This is a genomic window from Nocardia sp. NPDC059228, assembly GCF_042754245.1.
GTDB lineage: Bacteria > Actinomycetota > Actinomycetes > Mycobacteriales > Mycobacteriaceae > Nocardia.
In genome coordinates this window covers 516719-535789 of the sequence record NZ_JBHZAL010000002.1, presented here as the reverse complement: position 1 = coordinate 535789, position 19071 = coordinate 516719, and the positions used below count along the sequence as shown (strand labels likewise).

17 protein-coding genes are annotated in these 19071 nt (G+C 69.2%); 9 read left to right on the top strand and 8 right to left on the bottom strand.

Translation table 11 applies throughout. The features are described 5' to 3' along the window. Window positions 1–185: 185 nt before the first annotated feature. The 4 genes from gatB to ACFXKA_RS06345 are packed head-to-tail and all read right to left on the bottom strand — an operon-like array spanning window position 186 to window position 5394. The gene (gene gatB, locus ACFXKA_RS06360; protein ID WP_379426354.1) at window positions 186–1700 is read right to left on the bottom strand and encodes an Asp-tRNA(Asn)/Glu-tRNA(Gln) amidotransferase subunit GatB; all 1515 of its coding nucleotides are present in this window, start codon (window positions 1698–1700) and stop codon (window positions 186–188) included. 25 nt (window positions 1701–1725) lie between these two features. Continuing rightward, window positions 1726–4242, bottom strand: coding sequence for an ABC transporter permease (locus tag ACFXKA_RS06355; RefSeq protein WP_379426353.1), 2517 nt, complete (start codon window positions 4240–4242; stop codon window positions 1726–1728). Further along, the gene (locus ACFXKA_RS06350; RefSeq protein ID WP_379426352.1) at window positions 4239–5006 is read right to left on the bottom strand and encodes an ABC transporter ATP-binding protein; all 768 of its coding nucleotides are present in this window, start codon (window positions 5004–5006) and stop codon (window positions 4239–4241) included. Before ACFXKA_RS06350 ends, ACFXKA_RS06355 begins: the two co-directional genes overlap by 4 nt. A 40-nt stretch (window positions 5007–5046) precedes the next feature. Next, complete coding sequence (locus ACFXKA_RS06345; RefSeq protein ID WP_379426351.1) at window positions 5047–5394, bottom strand: hypothetical protein; 348 nt, start codon at window positions 5392–5394, stop codon at window positions 5047–5049. Between the two features lie 207 nt (window positions 5395–5601). Between ACFXKA_RS06345 and ACFXKA_RS06340 the strand changes: the two genes are divergently transcribed. The 6 genes from ACFXKA_RS06340 (at window position 5602) to ACFXKA_RS06315 (ending at window position 12715) form a co-directional block, all read left to right on the top strand. After that, complete coding sequence (locus ACFXKA_RS06340) at window positions 5602–6936, top strand: sensor histidine kinase (protein ID WP_379426350.1); 1335 nt, start codon at window positions 5602–5604, stop codon at window positions 6934–6936. A gap of 29 nt (window positions 6937–6965) precedes the next feature. Then, window positions 6966–7619 carry a response regulator transcription factor gene (locus tag ACFXKA_RS06335; RefSeq protein ID WP_354835362.1) on the top strand — a complete coding sequence of 218 codons (654 nt, stop codon included), beginning with the start codon at window positions 6966–6968 and terminating at the stop codon, window positions 7617–7619. Between the two features lie 57 nt (window positions 7620–7676). Then, complete coding sequence (locus ACFXKA_RS06330; protein WP_379426349.1) at window positions 7677–9521, top strand: protein kinase; 1845 nt, start codon at window positions 7677–7679, stop codon at window positions 9519–9521. 163 nt (window positions 9522–9684) lie between these two features. After that, on the top strand, window positions 9685–10464 hold the full coding sequence (locus tag ACFXKA_RS06325) for a hypothetical protein (protein WP_354835280.1): 780 nt from the start codon (window positions 9685–9687) through the stop codon (window positions 10462–10464). A gap of 315 nt (window positions 10465–10779) precedes the next feature. Next, window positions 10780–11613, top strand: a complete 834-nt coding sequence (locus ACFXKA_RS06320) for a hypothetical protein (protein ID WP_379426348.1) — start codon at window positions 10780–10782, stop codon at window positions 11611–11613. A 70-nt stretch (window positions 11614–11683) separates the two neighbouring features. After that, window positions 11684–12715: an ATP-dependent 6-phosphofructokinase gene (locus tag ACFXKA_RS06315; protein WP_379382137.1), complete on the top strand. Its 1032-nt coding sequence runs from the start codon at window positions 11684–11686 to the stop codon at window positions 12713–12715. A 501-nt stretch (window positions 12716–13216) separates the two neighbouring features. On the opposite strand, the gene ACFXKA_RS06310 is transcribed toward ACFXKA_RS06315, so the two are convergent. Further along, complete coding sequence (locus tag ACFXKA_RS06310; protein ID WP_379426347.1) at window positions 13217–13795, bottom strand: CGNR zinc finger domain-containing protein; 579 nt, start codon at window positions 13793–13795, stop codon at window positions 13217–13219. 87 nt (window positions 13796–13882) lie between these two features. Here ACFXKA_RS06310 and ACFXKA_RS06305 point away from each other — a divergent pair, with 87 nt between their 5' ends. Together ACFXKA_RS06305 and ACFXKA_RS06300 are read left to right on the top strand one after the other, a co-directional pair. Continuing rightward, window positions 13883–14377 (top strand): carboxymuconolactone decarboxylase family protein, encoded by a 495-nt coding sequence (locus ACFXKA_RS06305; protein WP_379426346.1) that lies wholly within the window; start codon window positions 13883–13885, stop codon window positions 14375–14377. A 66-nt stretch (window positions 14378–14443) separates the two neighbouring features. Further along, window positions 14444–14668, top strand: a complete 225-nt coding sequence (locus ACFXKA_RS06300; protein ID WP_379426345.1) for a hypothetical protein — start codon at window positions 14444–14446, stop codon at window positions 14666–14668. A 37-nt stretch (window positions 14669–14705) separates the two neighbouring features. Here the strand turns inward: ACFXKA_RS06300 and ACFXKA_RS06295 are convergent, their stop codons facing one another. Both ACFXKA_RS06295 and ACFXKA_RS06290 read right to left on the bottom strand, forming a co-directional pair. Then, complete coding sequence (locus ACFXKA_RS06295; protein WP_379382144.1) at window positions 14706–14903, bottom strand: DUF397 domain-containing protein; 198 nt, start codon at window positions 14901–14903, stop codon at window positions 14706–14708. Continuing rightward, window positions 14900–15781, bottom strand: coding sequence for a helix-turn-helix domain-containing protein (locus ACFXKA_RS06290; RefSeq protein WP_379426344.1), 882 nt, complete (start codon window positions 15779–15781; stop codon window positions 14900–14902). The genes ACFXKA_RS06295 and ACFXKA_RS06290 overlap by 4 nt, the downstream gene beginning before the upstream one ends. Window positions 15782–16111: 330 nt before the next feature. On the opposite strand from ACFXKA_RS06290, the gene ACFXKA_RS06285 reads away from it, so the two are divergent. Continuing rightward, a complete protein-coding gene (locus ACFXKA_RS06285; protein ID WP_379426343.1) occupies window positions 16112–16381 on the top strand; it encodes a hypothetical protein in 270 nt (89 codons plus the stop codon). An 18-nt stretch (window positions 16382–16399) separates the two neighbouring features. On the opposite strand, the gene ACFXKA_RS06280 is transcribed toward ACFXKA_RS06285, so the two are convergent. Next, the gene (locus ACFXKA_RS06280) at window positions 16400–19057 is read right to left on the bottom strand and encodes a protein kinase (RefSeq protein ID WP_379426342.1); all 2658 of its coding nucleotides are present in this window, start codon (window positions 19055–19057) and stop codon (window positions 16400–16402) included. Window positions 19058–19071 lie beyond the last annotated feature (14 nt).

The window sequence follows — 19071 nt, the reverse complement described above, 5'->3', positions numbered from 1 at the left end:
ACGGTTTGGGGGTTCGGTGGGGGGGGCTGTTTTTTTTCAATTCCCCCGTGGTGTCGGGCCAACCCCCTTCCCCCCCGGCGGGGGGGGGGGGGGGGGCCGCGCCCCCCCGCCCCGATTCGAGAATGGGTGGAGTCAGGACTGTGGCGCACCGCATCGGGCGTGCGCCACAGGCTGTTTCGGAGGTGTCAGCCCTCGACTCCGCAAGCCGCGAGGACCAGTTCGCGGACGCGGGCGGCGTCGGCCTGGCCGCGGGTGGCCTTCATGACGTCACCGACGACCTTGCCGGCCGCCTGCACCTTGCCGGAGCGGATCTTCTCGGCGATGTCCGGGCTGGCGGCGAGGGCCTTCTCGACCTCGGCCTGCAGCGCGGAGTCGTCGGAGACCATGCCCAGGCCCTTGGCCTCGACGATCTGGCCCGGCTCGCCCTCACCGGCGAGGACGAGGTCGACGACCTGCTTGGCGACCTTGTTGTTGATGGTCTTGGCCTCGACCAGCCCGGCCACCTCGGCGACCTGCTTCGGGGTGATGGGCAGGTCCTCGAGCGCGACCTCGCGCTCCTTGGCCTTCTCGGTCAGATAGGCGACCCACCAGGAACGGGCGGCGTCCACGGAAGCGCCCGCGTCGACGGTCGCGATGATCAGGTCCAGCGCACCGGCATTGACCAGGTCGCGGAACACCTCGGCGGACAGGCCCCAGTCGGACTGGATACGGGCGCGGCGCAGCCACGGGTACTCCGGGATGGTGCCGCGCAGTTCCTCGACCCAGGCGGCGTCGGGCGCGATGGGCTCGAGGTCCGGCTCCGGGAAGTAGCGGTAGTCCTCGGCGGTCTCCTTGATGCGGCCGGGCGAGGTGGTGCCGTCGGTCTCGTGGAAGTGGCGGGTCTCCATCAGCACCGAGCCGCCGGCGGCCAGCACCGCGCCCTGGCGGCGCATCTCGAAGCGCACCGCGACCTCGACGCTCTTGAGCGAGTTCACGTTCTTGGTCTCGGTGCGGGTGCCGAATTCCTTGGCGCCCTTGGGCATCAGGGAGACGTTGGCGTCGCAGCGCAGCGAGCCCTGCTCCATTTTCACGTCGGAGACAGCCAGGGACTTGAGCACCTCGCGCAGCGCGGTCACGTACGCGCGGGCCACCTCGGGGGCGCGTTCGCCCGCGCCCTCGACGGGCTTGGTGACGATCTCGATGAGCGGCACGCCGGCGCGGTTGTAGTCCAGCAGCGAGTGCGAGGCGCCGTGGATGCGGCCGGTCGCGCCACCGACGTGCAGCGACTTGCCGGTGTCCTCCTCCATGTGGGCCCGCTCGATCTCGACCCGGAAGGTCGACCCGTCATCGAGCACCACATCCAGGTGCCCGTTGGTGGCGATCGGCTCGTCGTACTGGCTGATCTGGTAGTTCTTGGGCTGGTCCGGGTAGAAGTAGTTCTTCCGCGCGAACCGGCCCCACGGGGTGATGGAGCAGTTCAGCGCCAGCCCGATCCGGATCGCGGACTCGACGGCCTTCTCGTTCACCACCGGCAGCGAGCCCGGCAGGCCCAGGCACACGGGGCACACCTGGGTGTTGGGCTCGGCGCCGAATACGGTCGGGCAGCCGCAGAACATCTTGGTCGCGGTGCCCAGCTCGACGTGTACCTCCATGCCGAGCACCGGTTCGTACCGGTCGATGACATCGGAGTAGTCCATCAAGTCCACGGTCGCTGCGCTCATGCGCTCCATCCTATTTACTCGCCGATCAGTCCACGGCGATGGCCTCCACGATGGGCAGCCGCGCCGCGCGCAGGGCGGGCGGGATGGCCCCGAGCAGGGACAGTCCGAGCGCGATGACGGCGTAGGCCACCAGCAGTGGACTGGCCTGATAGCGGATGTCCATGGCGATGGCGTGCCCGAGCGCGATGGTGGCCAGGTAGTGCACGGCCGAGCCGATAGCCAATCCGAGTGCCGCGCCGGTCACTCCGATGCCGGCGGCCTCGGTGAGCACGGTGCGCAGCAGGAAGCGACGGCTGGTACCCATGGCCCGCAGCACCCCGAGTTCACGGCGGCGGTCCAGCACCGACAGCATCAATGTATTGAGCAGCGCGACCGCCGAGACCACGACCACGATCCAGAGGATGGCCGCGCTGATCGAGGTGCCCTGCCGGACACTGGACGAAATCGCGGTCACCGCATCGCGTCCGGTGCTGACGTGGAACTCGGCCGGGACCGCGGCCCGCACGGCCGCCATCACCGCGGCATGGTCCGCGCCGGGCGCGAAGTCGATGCCGATGATGGTTTCACCCGGCCGCTGGTACCACTCGCGCATGATGTTGAGGTCCAGCGCCACCACGCCCGCGATAGCGGAGAAGTAGGGCACCACCTTCAGCACCTGCACCCGGTGTTCACCGGTCGGGGTGGGCAGGGTCAGGTCGGACCCCTCGTGCACGCCGAGCGTGCGGGCCACGTCCCGGGAGATGACGACGCCCGCACCGGTGGCCATGCGCGCCTGGTCGGCCTGGCTCACGCTGTCCAGCACCGAGGTCCGGGCCACGCCGCCCTCGAAGGCCTGCAGCATGACGCGGCCGCGGCCCAGGGTGGCGAAAGCCATTTGGGCCGAACCGACTTCACCGACTCCGGGGATGGCGCTCAGTTTCTGTTTCAGGTCCGGCGGCAGCAGCGGGCCGGTGGGGAACTGCTCCATGGCGGTCGGGCTGACGAACACGTCGGTGCGGGCCAGGCCCTCGAAACTGTCGGTCGCGGCGCTGACCATATTGCGGCTGGCATTGCCGATGGCGACGATGGCGGTTACGCCGATCATGACGGTCATGACGGTGGCCCAGACCCGGCGCGGTGCGCGTTCGATGGTGGTCGCGCCCAGGGCGCCGGGCGCGCCGAAGACCCGGGCCACCGCGGCGACCGCACGCACGATGGGCTCGGTGGCGGCGAAGCACAGCACGACCGCGCCGGCGATGGACAGCGAGATCGCCCCGATCGAGAGCCGGCCCAGATCCGCCTCGGCCACGACCACCGCACCCGACACCATGATCAGACCGAGAATCGCTGCAGCCCAGCGGATCACCGGCTTCACGCTGTCGGCCGCGCCGACGCCGACGGGGGCCAGCGCCTCGATCGGCGCGACCTTGTACACCTGGCGCGCGGCGATCGCCGCCGCGGCGACGCTGGCCAGCACGCAGGCCAGAATCGCCACCGGCACCGCGTAACCGGGCACCTCGTACTCGGTGCGCGACTCGATGGAGTTCACGATGGCGGCGGGCAGCTGCCGGATCGCGGTGCGGCCCATGAAGATTCCGATGATGGATCCGCTGATGGCGCCGAACAGGCCGAGGATCGCGGCCTCGGCGAGCAGATCGCGCACCACGGGACCGGGCTTGCCGCCCATGGCCCGCAGCAGCGACAGCGTCGGGCGGCGTTGCGCCACGGCCATGCTCATGGCGTTGTAGATGAGGAACGAGGACACGATGAGCGCCGAGGCCGAGGAGGCCAGCGTCGAGTAGCGCACCAGCATCACCGCGCCGCCGGCCTGCGCGGTCCGCAGATCCGGATCGGCGACCACGGCCCGGCCGGCGACCGCCTTGGTGAGGTCGGAACGCAGTTGGCCCACATCGGCATTCGGTGCGGCGATGATCTGCACGGAGTCCAGTCGGCCTGCCCGGCCGGTGATCTTCTGCGCCACCGGCAGCAGCGCGATCGCGATGTGGCCGCCATTGATCTTGGCGGCGGTGGAGTCGTCGATGACGCCCGCGACGGTGGCCGTCACGGTGCCGAGCTGGAGCTTGTCGCCCTCCCGATAGCCCATGGCGGACCCGACCAGGACACCGTTGCCGACCGTGAGCAGTTTGCTCGCCTGATCGGTCACCGTGCCGCCGAGGTCGCTGCCCAGCTGGGCGGCGGAGGGGTCCGCGCCGACCAGCAGGGCCCGTTTGTCGTCGGCCCCGATGGACTGCCGCACCATCGGCACCGCCGTGCCGACCCCGGGCACGGACCGGATCTGTTGCAGCAGTTGCTGATCGAAGCCCGCGTCGGTGATGCCGCTGACCTCCAGCACCGCCTTGCCGCCCAGGCTGTGGGTGAGCTTGTCCACCGAGCCGGTGATGGAGCCGGAGATGCTGAACACCGAAACCAGCAGTCCCGCGGACACTCCCATCACCACCATGGCCATGGTGGTGCGGCCGCGGTGGGCGAAGAGCTCACCGATATTGAACAGGCGGAGCCGATCCAGCTCGGCGCGTAGCCGATCCAGCGCGGCGCGGATCATGCGTGCACCGCCCCGGCGTCATCGGCGGCAGGCACCGAGCCGTTGCCGCCCGGCTCGGGAACGGTCCGCACCTCGCCGTCATCGCCGCGCTCGACCCGGTCGATGGACCCGATCTGCCCGTCGCGCAGGTTGATCACCCGGTCGCAGTAGCGCACCGCACCCATGTCGTGGGTCACCATGACCACGGAGTTGCCCTCCTCGGTGATGTCGGCGAGCAGCTGCAGGATCGAGGCGCCGGTCTTGGAGTCCAGGTTGCCGGTCGGTTCGTCGGCCAGGATCAGTGGCGGATCCATGATGAGCGCCCGCGCCACCGCGACCCGCTGCATCTGGCCGCCGGAGAGTTCGGCCGGCCGGTGCTCGGCGCGCTCGCCGAGCCCGACCAGGTCGAGCAGCTCCAGCGCGCGCGGCTTGGCCTTGCGTAATCCGGTGCCGTCCAGCAGTTTCGGGATGGCGACGTTCTCCCAGGCGGTCAGCGTGGGCAGCAGATTGAAGAACTGGAAGACGAAACCGACGCGATGCCTGCGGAATTCGGACTGCCGGTCGTCGCCCAGGTCGCCGATCTCCTTGTCCTGGAATCGAATCGACCCGCTGTCCGGGGAGTCCAGCGCGCCGAGCAGGTGCAGCAGGGTGCTCTTGCCCGAACCGGAAGGACCGACGATGGCGGTGAACTCCCCCGCACCGATCCGCAGGCTGATCCCGTCCAGAGCGCGCACGGTCTGCTCGCCCACCCGGTATTCCTTGGTGACGTCGGTCAATTCCAGCATTGGTCGTTCCCCTCTGCAGATCAATACCAGCCGGTGTCTATCAGCTGGCCAGCGCTCGCGCACGCGGACGGCCGAAATACAGCCGATCGGTGTCGTAGGTGTCGAGGATCGCGCGCAGGGCCGGCTGTTCGGCGCACAGCTCCGCGTACACCTCGATTGCCAAAACGCCCTTCTCCATTGCGTTTTCCATCTTCACGGTCAAATGGTTCTCCCAGCGATTGCGCAGTGCGAGCAATACCCCGTCCGGACCGCCGAACAGGCGCTGCAGCTCCGGGATATCGTCGAACAGCTTGGGATCAGCGGGATTCAGTTCGAAGTCACTGCGCGCTGCCCGATCGAGAACGATGTGCAGGATGTCGGTACGAGCGTGCAGGTCTGCCCAGGACATGGCGCCAACCTTCCGTTGAATTGGGTTCCAGCGTTGTGTGCACCCGGGCTTTGCGGGCGGGCGCGTATGCCGTTGTCCCAAAACTACGATCGCTCCGATACCCCTGTCTTCGTGCCGCGGACGCGACTTGACCTCCTACTCCGGTAGGAGACGTGCCCCTGCCGCCGGACGATGTACGCGGTCTGCTTCGACGGATAGCCTTGCAGAATGAACGTGACCAGCGCCACCCCCGAGGCGGTCGGGCACGCGTTGCAGGAGTTGCGGGAGTGGCTGCACGAAGCCGGTGTCCGGTCCCGGCGGTTCGTGCGCAACCCAGTCCGCGAATACCGGCGCTGGGTGGAGGAGACGGGTTTCGACTACCCGGTCTCGATGGTCGTGCTGGTGGACGTGATGCTCTACACGTTCAGCACGATCGCCTTCGCCCAGCGGGTTGCCGCGGGCTATTTCCCCGGCTTCCTCGCCCTGGCCGCGCTGCTCGTCATCTATCTGACCGGGCCGCCGTGCGTGGTGCTCAACCTCCCGCCGCGCCCGGTCCTGCTCGCCTCGCTGACCATGGCCGGGGTGGCCCTGTTCCTGATGCAGCCGGTGCCGCTGGATGTCGCACCGCTCATCCTGATCGTCGTGACCGGCGAGGTCGCGGCCATCACCCGGACGTCCGTGAGCACGGTCATCGGCCTGGGCATGATCGCGGAGATCATGTTCTTCGGATACGTCGGGCACATCGACGGACTGACCTGGTTCACGCTCGGCATCCTCTTCGGCTGGTTCACCGGGCAGCTGCTGAACTACCAGCGCCGCTACCTGTATCAGGAACGCGACTACCAGGAGGTCCGCGCCCTGCAGGCCGCCGGCGAGGAGCGCCGGCGCATCGCCCGCGAGGTGCACGATGTCATCGCGCACTCACTGAGCGTCACCCTGCTGCACGTGACCGCCGCCCGGCACGCGCTGCAGACCGACCGCGATGTGGACGAGGCGATCGACGCGCTCGCCGACGCCGAGCGGCTGGGCAGACAGGCCATGGCCGACATCCGCCGGACGGTCGGGCTGCTGGACGGGCACCATGCGCCCCAGACGCCCGAACCAGGCCTCGATGACATCGAGGATCTGGTGTCGGACTTCCTCCGCGCGGGCATGGCGATCGACTTCCGCTCGGAAGGCGATCGCGGGCAGGTCTCGGCCGCCTTGGGGCTGGCGCTGTACCGGATCTGCCAGGAATCCCTCGCCAATATCGCCAAGCACGCCCCCGGCGCACAGGCTCAGGTTCGAATCATGGTCTGCGCCAGACATATTGATGTCACGATCACGAATACCCTGCCTCCTGGGGCGCTACTGCGGCCCGGTCGCGGCATGGGCATCTCGGGCATGCGCCAGCGCCTGGCCGTCCTCGGCGGCACCCTGACCGCGGGACCCCACGACGACGGTTGGCAGGTGTCCGCCCGGATTCCGACGACCGGGCAGATGCCCTGTATCGCTGCCGCGGAGCAGAACCTGCGCTCCGTACTGCTGTCCATGACCCAGAAGACCCCGCAGGAGGGTACGTGATCGACCGATCCGACGACGAGCCGATCGGCGTGCTCGTCGTCGACGATCAGGAGCTGGTGCGCGGCGGGCTGCGCCGAATCCTGCGCCGCCGCGACGGTTTCACGGTGAGCGAGTGCGCGGATGGGGACGAGGTGCCCGCGGCCGTCACCGCGCACCGCCCGGACGTGGTGCTGATGGATCTGCGTATGAAGCGGATCGGCGGCATCGAGGCCACCCGGACGCTGCGGACGGTCGTGGACGCGCCGCCGGTGCTGGTGCTCACCACCTTCGACGACGACCAGTTGCTGTCGGGCGCGCTGCGGGCGGGCGCGGCCGGGTTCATCCTCAAGGACTCCCCCGCCGAGGATCTGATCCGGGCGGTGCGGACCGTCGCCACCGGCGGCTCCTGGCTGGACCCGACGGTCACGCCGCGGGTGCTGACCACCTATCGCTCGGCGCGTCCCACGCCGGCACCCGGCGGCGATCGCCTGTCCGAGCTGACCGTTCGCGAGCTCGAGGTGCTCGAGCTCATCGGCCGCGGCCGCCTCAATGCTGAGATCGCGCGCACACTCGGTATCTCGGAGGTAACGGTGAAGAGCCACGTGGGACATATCTTCGGGAAGCTCGGGTTACGCGACCGGGCAGCGGCCATCGTCTTTGCGTTTGACCACGGCGTAGTGGCACCGGGAGAATCCACCTCCTAGAGGGGTGGGTCGCGGGTCCTCGTCTGCTTCCCTCCCGAGAGTTGGAGGTTGGACGGGGTGGATGCACCGCCATCGCGGGCCGGAAGCAGATTCGGGCCGTATGAGTTGCGCTCGCTGCTGGGCAGGGGCGGCATGGGAGAGGTCTACGAGGCCTACGACACCTCCAAGGATCGGGTCGTCGCCCTCAAGCTGCTACCGGAAGAACTCGCGAAAGACCCCTCCTACCAGGAACGTTTCCGCCGGGAGTCGCAGGCGGCGGCACGGCTGGCGGAGCCGCACATCATCCCCATCCACGACTGGGGCGAGATCGACGGTGTGCTCTACATCGATATGCGGCTGGTGCGCGGGCAGGATCTGCGCTCGCTGCTGAACCAGTACGGCGCGCTGCCGCCGCTGCGGGTCATCGGGATCATCGAGCAGATCGCCGCGGCGCTGGACGCCGCGCACTACTCGGGGCTGGTGCACCGGGACGTCAAACCCGCGAACATCCTTGTGACTGATGCAGATTTCGCATATCTCGCGGATTTCGGCATCGCTCGCACCGAAGGCGATTCCACGATCACCATGACCGGCACGGCCGTGGGCTCCTACGCCTACATGGCCCCCGAGCGCTTCGACGCCGGGCCGGTCTCCGGGCGCGCCGACATCTACTCGCTGGGCTGTGTGCTGCACGAGTGCCTCACCGGCGACAAACCCTTCCCGGCGCACAACATGAGTGTGCTGATCCGCGCGCATCTGTCGGAGCCGCCACCGCTGACGAGCATGCTGCGCGGCGGGATTCCGCCCGCGCTGGATGCCGTGGTGGCCAAGGCGCTGGCCAAGGATCCGAACGACCGGTTCTTCACCGCAGGCGAATTCGCCCGGGCCGCGCGGGCGGCGCTGGCCGGTGGTCAGCCGGTGCCCGCGCCCGCCGGGCAACCCCGACCGGGCCGGACCGTGCCGCCGGGTCCGCCGGTCGGCCCGCCACCGACGACCGTGCTGCCGACCGGCGCGCCCGCCGGGCCGCCGACCACGGTCATGCCGGGCGGGACGCCCGCCGCGGGCCGCAATGCCGATCCCACTGTGCGGCAATCCGATCCCGCTGTGCGGCAACCTGATCCCACTGTGCGGCAACCCGGTTCCGGGCTCGGGCTGAACACCGGGGCGATCCCGGCCTACATCACCGGATCCTTTCCGGCCGCCGAGGAACCTTCGCCCACAGGGGATCTGCCGGTCATCCTGCCGTCGGATCCGACCCGGGTGCGGGTCAGCGACTTCCACTACACGCCGCTGCCGGCCGACGCCCACCAGCAGGCGGTCTGGGGCCATGCCCAGGCGCAGCAGCGGGATTTCCCGTACGCGCCGGCGCCCGATCCCTCGCTGTACCCGACCGCGGATCACCCCATCGTCCAGCCGCCGCCCCGCCGGCCCGGAAAACGAAGCAAGGGCAAGTCGATCGCGGCGCCGCTGGCGATAGGCGTGCTGGCGGTCGCGGTGGCCGCCGTCGCCGGTGCGGTGGGCTGGCAAGTCCTGGACCGCTCCGGCAACGAAGCACCCATAACGACGGCAGCACAGGGTGTTCCGGGCACTACCGCGCCGCGCTCGCAGCAGGCGGGCCCGGCGGCGACGACCCAGGCTCCCACCACTGTGCAACTGCCGGCGGGAGCGACGTCGTGTCCACCGGTGTATGCGGCGCTCGGCGGTTACGCCAGTTCCGCGATCGGAAACACGGTCACTACCTGCCCTTTCGCGGAAGAGGTGCGCCGAGCCTATGCCGACGCGGCTTCTGGTCGGCAGGCTTCGGCAGTTAGTGTGATGGCAGTGAGCCCGGTGACCGGCCGGTCTTACACGATGAACTGCACGGCCGCAGGCAAATTGGTGACCTGCGTCGGTGGCGAGAACGCGGTGGTGTATGTCTATTGATCCAATTCCAGCTTGTCGCAAGGGGTTTGTGCGCGGGCTGGCACTGGCGGCTGTCCTGGCCGTTTCCGCTTGTAGCCCGAATCTCGGTGCTGTACAGCGTCATTCGGCGCAGTCCGATGAGATCAAGCCGGTCGGCGACAGTTCCGCGCTACCGGTCCCGAGCATGATCGGACCGGATTTGCCGGAGCTGTTCGGGCTGCCGAAATCCGTCGCGTTCGCAGCGGATTTCAACGATCTGCAGGCCACCCTGGACGGCCGGGTAGGCGTGGCGGTGATGCCCGTCGGCGGTGGCGACATGACCCAGCTGGGTGAGTGGAGCACCGGCATCGCCTGGTCCACCATCAAGGTGCCGCTGGCGCTCGCCGCGCTGCGCCACGATCCGGTGGGCATGCGCTCCACCGCCGAGGCCGCCATCACCTTCTCCGACAACGATGCGGCACAGGCGCTCTGGAACTCGCTGGGCACCGGCAGCGAGGCCGCCGACGCGGTCGAGGCGGTGCTGCGCGAGGCCGGCGACGCCACCACCGACGTCGCCGCGCGCCACACCAAGCTGGCCGCGCTGGAGTCCGACGATCTGCTCGCCTTCGGCGCCACCGACTGGTCGCTGGCCGATCAGGTGCACTTCGCGTCCCGGCTGCCCTGCCTGCCGCGCGCCAATTCCGTGGTCTCACTCATGAGTGAGATCACCCCCAGCCAGAGCTGGGGCCTGGGCCGGCTCATCGGCGCGGAATTCAAGGGCGGCTGGGGTCCCGACGACGACACCGGCAAGTACACCGTCCGCCAGTTCGGCCTGGTCCCGACGCTGAACGGACCGGTGGCGGTGGCGCTGGCGGCCGAGCCCACCTCGGGCAGTTTCGACGACGCCACGGACATGATGGACAAGCTCGCGCTGCTGGTCGGCGACCATCTGCCCGACCTGCACGGCGGACTCTGCTCGCGCTAACACATTCGGCGCGTATTCGTTTCAAAATGCCCAGCGTGCACCCCCAATCGGGCGTGAGCCGGTGAAAAACATCCATACCCACCGGGTTTGACCACCAGTGTCCCGACCCACAACAATCCTTGCGATTGACGGGTCCAGGTGCGTCCGCTAGGAACAGGGAACGCGCCGGACACCGGGGCAGATGGAGGTTACCGGGTGCACGCACCGTATTCGCGGAACGCTGACCAGCGCGACGCACTGGACAGCACACGCGGTGCGGGGTACGGATCCCGTTGGCGCGGACGGCGGCTCGCGCGGGGATGCGGAGCGCTGGCTGTGCTGGTCGGGGCGCTGACCGCGTGCAGCAGCAAGCCGGTGCTGGTCCCGGACAAGACCACCGTGGCCGCGGCCGCGCCCAGCGCCGCCAGCCCCACCACCGTCATGGCGCTGCCGGGCTCGCTGGCCTGGGATTTCACCAATGACCTGAAGCCGTCGCTGGCCGGTAAGGTCGGGCTGGCCGTGATGCCGGTGGGCACCGATCGGGTGCTGGCCCTGGGCGATTGGAGCTCCGGGCCCGGCTGGTCGACCATGAAGGTCCCGCTGACCCTGGCGGCGCTGCGCAAGAGTGCGGGCAATCAGGTGGCGGCGGTCAATGCCATCGAATACTCCGACAACTCCGCCGCCGACACCCTCTGGCAGTCGCTGGGGACCCCCGAGCTCGCGGCCCAGACCGTCCAGGACGTGCTACGCGAGGGTGGCGACACCGAGACCACGGTGCCCGCCACCCGCGCCCGGGCCGACTACTCCGCCTTCGGCCAGGCCGAATGGTCGCTGGCGAATCAGCTGAAATTCGCCGCCAAACTCCCCTGCCTCGCGCAATCCGACGACGTCACGTCGCTGATGGGCAAGATCAGCTCCACTCAGCGCTGGGGGCTGGGCAACCTGGACGGCGCCATCTTCAAGGGCGGCTGGGGACCCGATCCCAGCGGCAACTACCTGGTGCGGCAATTCGGACTGATCCCCGTGGACGGCGGCCAGATCGCCATCGCGGTTGCCACCCAGCCCAATTCCGGCTCCTTCGACGAGGGCACCGCGATCCTCACCAAGATCGCCACCCTGATCGGCAAGCACCTCGACGAACTCAAGGGCGGTACCTGCACCGCCGGCTAGCGGAAACCGTAACCCGCGGTTCACGGGGGCGGGGATCACAGGCCGCCGATCTCAGGGCAAGATGGGGATCATGCGCATCGGAGTCTTGACCGGAGGCGGAGACTGCCCAGGCCTGAATGCCGTCATCCGTGCTGTCGTTCGTACCGCGAACGGCCGCTGGGGGGATGCGATCGTCGGCTTCCAGGACGGCTGGCGTGGCCTACTCGAGGATCGCAAGATCCAGATCCTCAACAATGACCGCACCGATCGCCTGCTCACCAAGGGCGGCACCATTCTGGGCACCGCGCGCACCAATCCGGACGTGCTGCGCGCCGGACTCCCCCGCATCAAGCAGACCCTCGACGACAACGGCATCGACGCGCTCATCCCGATCGGCGGCGAGGGCACGCTGACCGCCGCCTCCTGGCTGGCCGACGAGGGCGTGCCCGTGGTGGGCGTCCCCAAGACCATCGACAACGACATCGACTGCACCGACACCACCTTCGGCCACGACACCGCCGTCTCCATCGCCACCGAGGCCATCGACCGTATCCACACCACCGCCGAATCCCACCAGCGCGTCATGCTGGTCGAGGTGATGGGGCGGCACGCGGGCTGGATCGCCATCAACTCCGGCATCGCCTCCGGCGCGCACCTGACGCTGGTGCCCGAGGTGCCCTTCGACGTGGACGAGGTCTGCGCCATGGTGAAACGCCGCTTCCAGCGCGGGGATTCGCACTTCATCTGCGTGGTGGCCGAGGGGGCGCACCCCGATCCCACGTCCATGACCCTGCGGGACGGCGGCATCGACGAGTTCGGGCATGTGCGGTTCACCGGCGTGGCGCAGCAGCTGGCGCCGGAGATCGAACGGCGCATCGGCAAGGAGGTCCGGGTGACGGTGCTCGGGCACGTGCAGCGCGGCGGCACCCCGACCGCGTACGACCGTGTGCTGGCAACGCGTTTCGGCGTGCACGCCGCGGAAGCCGTGCACGCCGGGCAATTCGGGCAGATGGTGGCGCTGCGCGGCACCGAGGTGGAACTGGTGCCGCTGTCGGAGGCCACCAAGCAGCTCAAGCTGGTGCCGCAGGATCGGTACCGGGAGGCGGCCGCCTTCTTCGGCTGAGCCGGCTCGCTCCGAGTCGAAACACACTGCGGCATACGGCCCTCGCACCCGTCGGTGCGAGGGCCGTTTCGCGTTGCGGGAGGCGGATCCACCGCAGCCCCGGACTCAGTCGCCGCCCTCGACCCAGTAGCGGCACTCGACCCAGTCTCGGTGCTGAACTCGGTCGCGGCGCCGGGCTCGGTCGCGGCGCCCACCTCGGTCGGGGCACCGGGCTCAGTCGCGGCGCTCAACTCGGTCGCGGCGCTCAACTCGGTCGCGGCGCTCAACTCGGTCGCGGCGCTGGGCCCAGTCGCGGCGCCGGGCTCAGTCGCGGCGCTCAACTCGGTCAGGACGCCGGGCTCAGTCGCGGCGCTCAACTCGGTCAGGACGCCGGGCTCAGTCGCGGCGCTCAACTCGGTCGCGGCGCTGGGCTCGGTCGCGGCGCTCAACTCGGTCGCGGCGCTGGGCTCGGTCGCGGCGCTCAACTCGGTCGCGGCGCTGGGCTCGGTCGCGGCGCTCAACTCAGTCGCGGTGCTGGGCGTAGTGGCGGGCGGCGCGGGCGCGGTTGCCGCATGCGACCGAGCACCACTCTTGGCGCGGATGCGATTTCAGGAAATAGCGCACGCACCGCGGGGCTGGGCAGACGCGGATCTGGGCGGCCTGGGTGCCGGCGAAGAACTCGATGGTGGCGTCGGCCAGTCCGGCCATGACGGTGGCCAGGTCGTCCGAGGTCAGTAGCCGGTGCTCGGTGTGCGGACCGGTGTCGTTCCACGCCAGCAGCCGGAGCGCGGGGGCGGCCGCGCGGTTGACGGCGGCCAGTGCGTCCGGGAAGGCCGGCAGCACGGCGGCGTCGGCGGAGCTGGGCGGCTGGGGCGCAACGTATTCCGCGAACAGCGCGCGCACGTTCTGCCGCAGGTCCACCAGGGCGGCGCGCTCGTCCTCGGTGGGCAGGTACGCCTCGAGGTCCAGGTACACACCGACATTCGCGGCATTGGCGACCAGCCACTCACGGGTGGATTCGGGGGTGCCGAAGGCGTCCGTGAGGCCACGGCTGGTGGCGCGGATGGTGTTCGCCAAACGGAGTGCCAAGGGATCGACCATGGTCACATTCTAACGGGTATTGCGCTTTAGTTCCATGATGTTCTAACGTGTAAAAGCACGATATTCCGTTAGAAAGATGAGGACGCCATGATCACCCCGATCGACAACGCACCCCTGCTGGACGAGGTCAAGAAGCGGATGGGCCGAGTGCCGAACATGACCAAGGTGATGGCCAACGCGCCCGTGGTACTGGAGGGTTACCTCGGGCTGTCCGGCGCGCTGAAGAAGGGCACGCTGCCGGCCCCGACCTCCGAGCGCATCGCGCTCACCGTCGGCGCGGCCAATGACTGCGGCTACTGCGTCGCGGCGCACACCTTCACCGGCAAGCGGGTCGCCAAGCTGAGCGACGCCGAGATGGAGGCGGCCAAGGGCGGCACCTCCGCGGACCCGAAAGAGGCTGCGGCCGTTGCCTTCGCCCGCGAACTGACCGAGAGCCGGGGCAAGGCCGATCCGGCCGCCGCGCTGGCCGCGGGGTGGACGCAGGAGCAGGTGCTCGAAATCGTCGCCCTGGTCGCCCTGCAGACCCTGACCAACTACGTCAACAAGGTCGGCGAGACCGAAAACGACTGGCCCACCGCCTGATCTGTCCTATTCCTGGCGCGATCGGACCCCTCTGGGACGCCGCGCGAATCCTTAAGGTCGGAAATCATGAACGCCGCCAAGAACACCAGCCTCGTCGACGCGCAGGTGCTGCGCAGCCTGCTCCACAATGGCATCGTCATCCGCGCCGTGGCGCTGGCCGTCGCCACCATCGTGCTGCTCGTCATCCACCACCCGACCTGGGTGCCCTACTCGGTGAGCGCCTACGCCATCTGGAACGCTGCCGCGATCACCCTCAACTCCGCCCGCGCCGCCACCTCCCGCGCGGCCTGATTCCCAGTGCCGCCACCGGATTCCGCCGGGCCGAGGTTCAGTCGTCGAACCGCCCGGCGGCCAGGGCGGCGGTGAACCGATCCCAGTCCGCCGGCGGGAAGATCAAGGCCGGACCGCTGGGGTTCTTACTGTCCCGGACTCCGACGCCACCGGAGAGGAAGGCGACTTCCACGCATTCCTTCGCACCGGTGCTGCGGGCGCTCTTGAACCACCGGACACCGGGTTCGACGCTCACGTCGCATACTCCTTCGCCGCCCTCCGCAGGAGGTCTCTGCTGGTCGTCTCGTCCAGCGCGGCGCGCTGGATCGCTTGGTATGCCTCGCGGTATCGGTCGACCGCGGCCTGCTTCTCCAAGTAGAGGTCGCCGAGGAAGTTCTCCAGGTAGACGACCGTGGGTTCGACAGGCCGGTTGCCCGCGTCCGGGCCGAAATCCAGGATCACGAACGGGCCGACGGTATGGCCGATCGGCACGCCCGCCGAGAAGGGTAGTACACGAACAGCGATCGTCGGCAGTGTCGACATGTCCGCGACGCGTCGCAGCTGCGCAGCCATCACATGCGGGCCACCGACAGTGCGACGTAATGCGGTTTCGTGCACCACGACATCGAAGGAAGCCGGACTTCGCTTGCGCGTCAAGAGGCTTTGACGACGCGTCTTCAACTGCACGCGGCGGTCCAGTTCGTCGCGCCCAGCATCCGGCCAGTAATCATTGATCAGAACCCGTGCGTACTCGGCGGTCTGGAACAGTCCCGGGATGATCTCCGGCTGATAGGAGATGAGGGCGCGGGCCGAAGCCTCCAGGCCCACATACATATTGAAACCCTCGGGAATCAGATCGTCGTATTCGTGCCACCAGGACTTGACGCCGGCCTGTTGCGCGAGGCCGGTGAGCGCGGAGCTGAACTCGTCGTCGAAGTCGTAGATTCGGCACAATTCCCGGACATCGAGGACTCGGATCTTCTCGGCATTACCGGTTTCCAGCCGCTGCAGCTTCGATTCGCTCCACTCCATCAGCGCCGCCGCCTCGGCGATCGTCATATTGCACTGCATCCGGCCTTCCCGCAGGTATCGCCCCAGTTGACGACGCGGCAGAGTCGAACCATGCTCCGACATCGAATCCTCCCCCACGAAGGCGGTTTTCGGTCACTGCGAATGATGCTCCCACGCGATATGAATGCTGACCTGGCGCTTTCGGAAAGTTTTCCCACCGCGCCGGGGCTTCGATTGTGGGTTCGCCGAAACGGTGCTGGACTGGAGTCGCGCCCGGTGAGAACCGGAGCCCTGATATCTCTGGACCCACTCGTCCCCGAGCCGGGCGCACCCAATCCCTCCCCGACCGCTCCGCGGTCGCTCGGTATGACCGGGCGTGACAAGGGATCCGAATGCGGTGTGGCGCCTCATGAATCTCGATAGGCTTGACGAGGCCCGGCGCGGATGCGCCGCATGCCGAGCACCAGCGCCGGACCGCGAATTGTCCAGCCCCCTGCGCTGCCCCCGGTGGACACCATGATGTATCTGTTCGACTGCACGATGGACCCCGGCGACCTGGCCCTGACCCAGGCCCATCAAGCCATGCAGATCCACAAGTTCTGCACCGTGGACAACTGCCTGGTCCGCCGCCGCGCCCGCCAAATCCTGGTCGACGAGGGCCAAATGGTCCTCGGCCCCCGAGCCAACCCCAGCCCCGCGACCGAAGTTCGATGGGCCCCGTAGCCCGACCTACGCCCGCACCTACCCCGACACGACGACAATGGCGACGACCACCAGCAGCACCAGCGCCACCACCGCCAGCCCCAGCACCACCACGGCGGTGAGCTGCGACGCCTCGGCCCGCTGCGACGTCGGAATCAGCCCGGGTCGCACCGGATTCCCCGGATAGGGCGGCACACCGTACCCAGGCCCACCCTGCGCCATACCCCCATAACCGCCGTATCCCGGCATCCCGGCCACTGAGCTTCCGGAACCGGGCATATCGGCCACACCGCCCGAAACCTGCTCGTACGCAGCGAACTCAGACGACGCCGGATCGAACGTCGGCCCGCCAACGTTCTCCGCCCCGCCGCCGCTCCATGCTCCGCTGGCACCATCCGTGCCACCGGAGATGCCGGCCTCACCGGGCACGAACGCCCCCGAATCCCGATGCCGCGACACTCCGCCCGATTCATCCTCAGCGCCATCAGAATCCGCCGCGCCTACCCCGGCAGCACCGGACTCCACTTCTCCGGCGGCAGCACCGGACTCCACTTCTCCGGCGGCAGCACCGGACTCCATCTCAGCAGCGGCACCCGACTGCGTCCCTCCTACAGCACCGGAATCCGTCCTCGCCGACTCCGATGCCTCGACACCGCGGATCGGTTCACCGACCCACATCTCACCCGCACCGTCCATCACACCCGGTGGCGCACCAGCCGACTCCCCTTCCCCCACAGCCGCTGTCGGCTCGATCGCCGACCCACCGGGTGTGGCCGGCGGCACTGCCTCGGCCACGACGGGCTGCGCAAGCACTGTCACCGGCTCGACGAGGATCTCCTCGAAGCCAGGCGACCCTGCGGCCCCTCCGAGACCCTGCTCCCCCGAATCCGATTCGCCCGTCTCTCCGGCAACCCGGGGCTCCGATACGCCGCCTCCCGCAGAACCCGACGAATCCTCCTTCGCCGCTGCGGATCCCGCTTGCTCCGGCCGATCGGTATCCGACACCGCCGGCCCGGTCGCACCCCCGGTCGAGAACTCCTCGGGCTGCCCCGCCGAAACCACCGGCTGCGGAACAACATCCGTCGGCCGCTGCGACGCATCCTGCGCGTCCACATCCGGCGGCCGATTCGCCCACCCGGCATCCGTTGGGTCGACATCCGGTACCGCCTGCGGCGCAGGTGATCCCACAATCGGCGCACCAGGCAGTTCAGAACCCGCGACCCTGCCAGTGCCCGCGGTCGATCCGGCCGAAGCTGTCGGCTCCGCTGGAGCCGCAGGCTCATGCACGCCGGCGGCCGGAGGCATCGGCTGCCCTTGCGGCGCCGGATAGCCGGGCACGCCCGCGGACTGGGGTTGCGGCGGTGCGGAGTAACCGGCGGCGGGGCCCTGCGTCGGAGGGTAGGGGCGCGCGGTCGGCCCCGGACCTGCCCGGTCGTTGTCCGCCGGCGGCTGCTGGGAAATCTCGGGCGCGGGGCCCTGCGGTGCCGGCGCGGGGTAGGAGGACTGGTACGGGGCCGGGGGATAGGCCGGGGCGGCATAGGTCGGGACGGCAGCGCGCGCGGGGGCTTGTGGCTGCGGACCCGCCGACTGTGCCGGCGGCGGGTAGCCGGGGGCGCTGACGGGCTGCTGGGAGGCGGGGGGCGCGGACTGTGGTTGCGGCGCGGGGTAATTGGGCGCGGGCGGTTGCTGCGGGGGTGAGGGATAGGCCGCGGGCTGGGGTGGCAGAGCCGTGGCGGGGTAGGGCTGGGGTGGGGCCGGGTAGGCCTGGCCGGGATAGGGCTGGGGGGCGTAGTTCGGTTGGGGGGCGGGGAGATTGGGGTAGGCGGGGTGGAGAGGCTGCTGGTGGACGGGGTGCTGGGCCGGCGGACCGGAGAGGGCGCGGCGGGCGGCCTTGGCGAAATCGGTGCAGGTGGGGAAGCGGTCGGCGGGGCGTTTGGCCATGGCCTTGGTGAGGACGGCGTCCATGGCGGGCGAGAGGCCGGGGCGGCGCAGGGAGACGGGAGGCGGGAGGAGCTGGAGGTGGCCGCGGATGAGTTCGGCGGGGTGGGGCGAGTCGTAGGGGCCGGCGCCGATCAGCAGCCAGTAGAGGGCGCAGGCCAGGGAGTACTGGTCGGTGGTGGGGTCCAGGTGGGCGCCGGTCATCTGCTCGGGCGAGGCGTAGGCGAGGGTGGCGGTGAACATGCCGGCCTGGGTGAGGTGGGTGGAGTCCTCGCGCAGGCGGGCGATGCCGAAGTCGGTGAGGAAGACGCGCTCGCCGTGACCGGCGACAGCGCGGGCCAGAATGATGTTGGCGGGCTTCACATCCCGGTGCAGCACCCCCATGCCGTGCGCGTAGTCGAGGGCGCTGGCCACCCCTTCGATCACCTGTACGGCCCGCTCGGGCGGCAGCGTGGCGACATTGATGCCGGCGGCGTCCACCCCGTCCACGTACTGCATGGAGATCCACAGCATCTCGTCCTCGGTGCCGCGGTCGTACACCTCGACGATATTGGGGTGGTCCAGCCGCGCGACCAGATCCGCCTCGCGCTCGAACCGGGCGCGAATCTCCCTGTCCGCGTATAGTTCCCGGTTCAGCAGCTTCAGTGCCGTCAGCTTGCCCAGGCGGGGATGCCGGGCGAGATAGACCGAGCCCATCCCGCCCTGTCCGAGCAGTCGTTCGATGGTGAACCCGGCGAACACGTCACCGCTATTCAGCACTGGCTACGACCCCC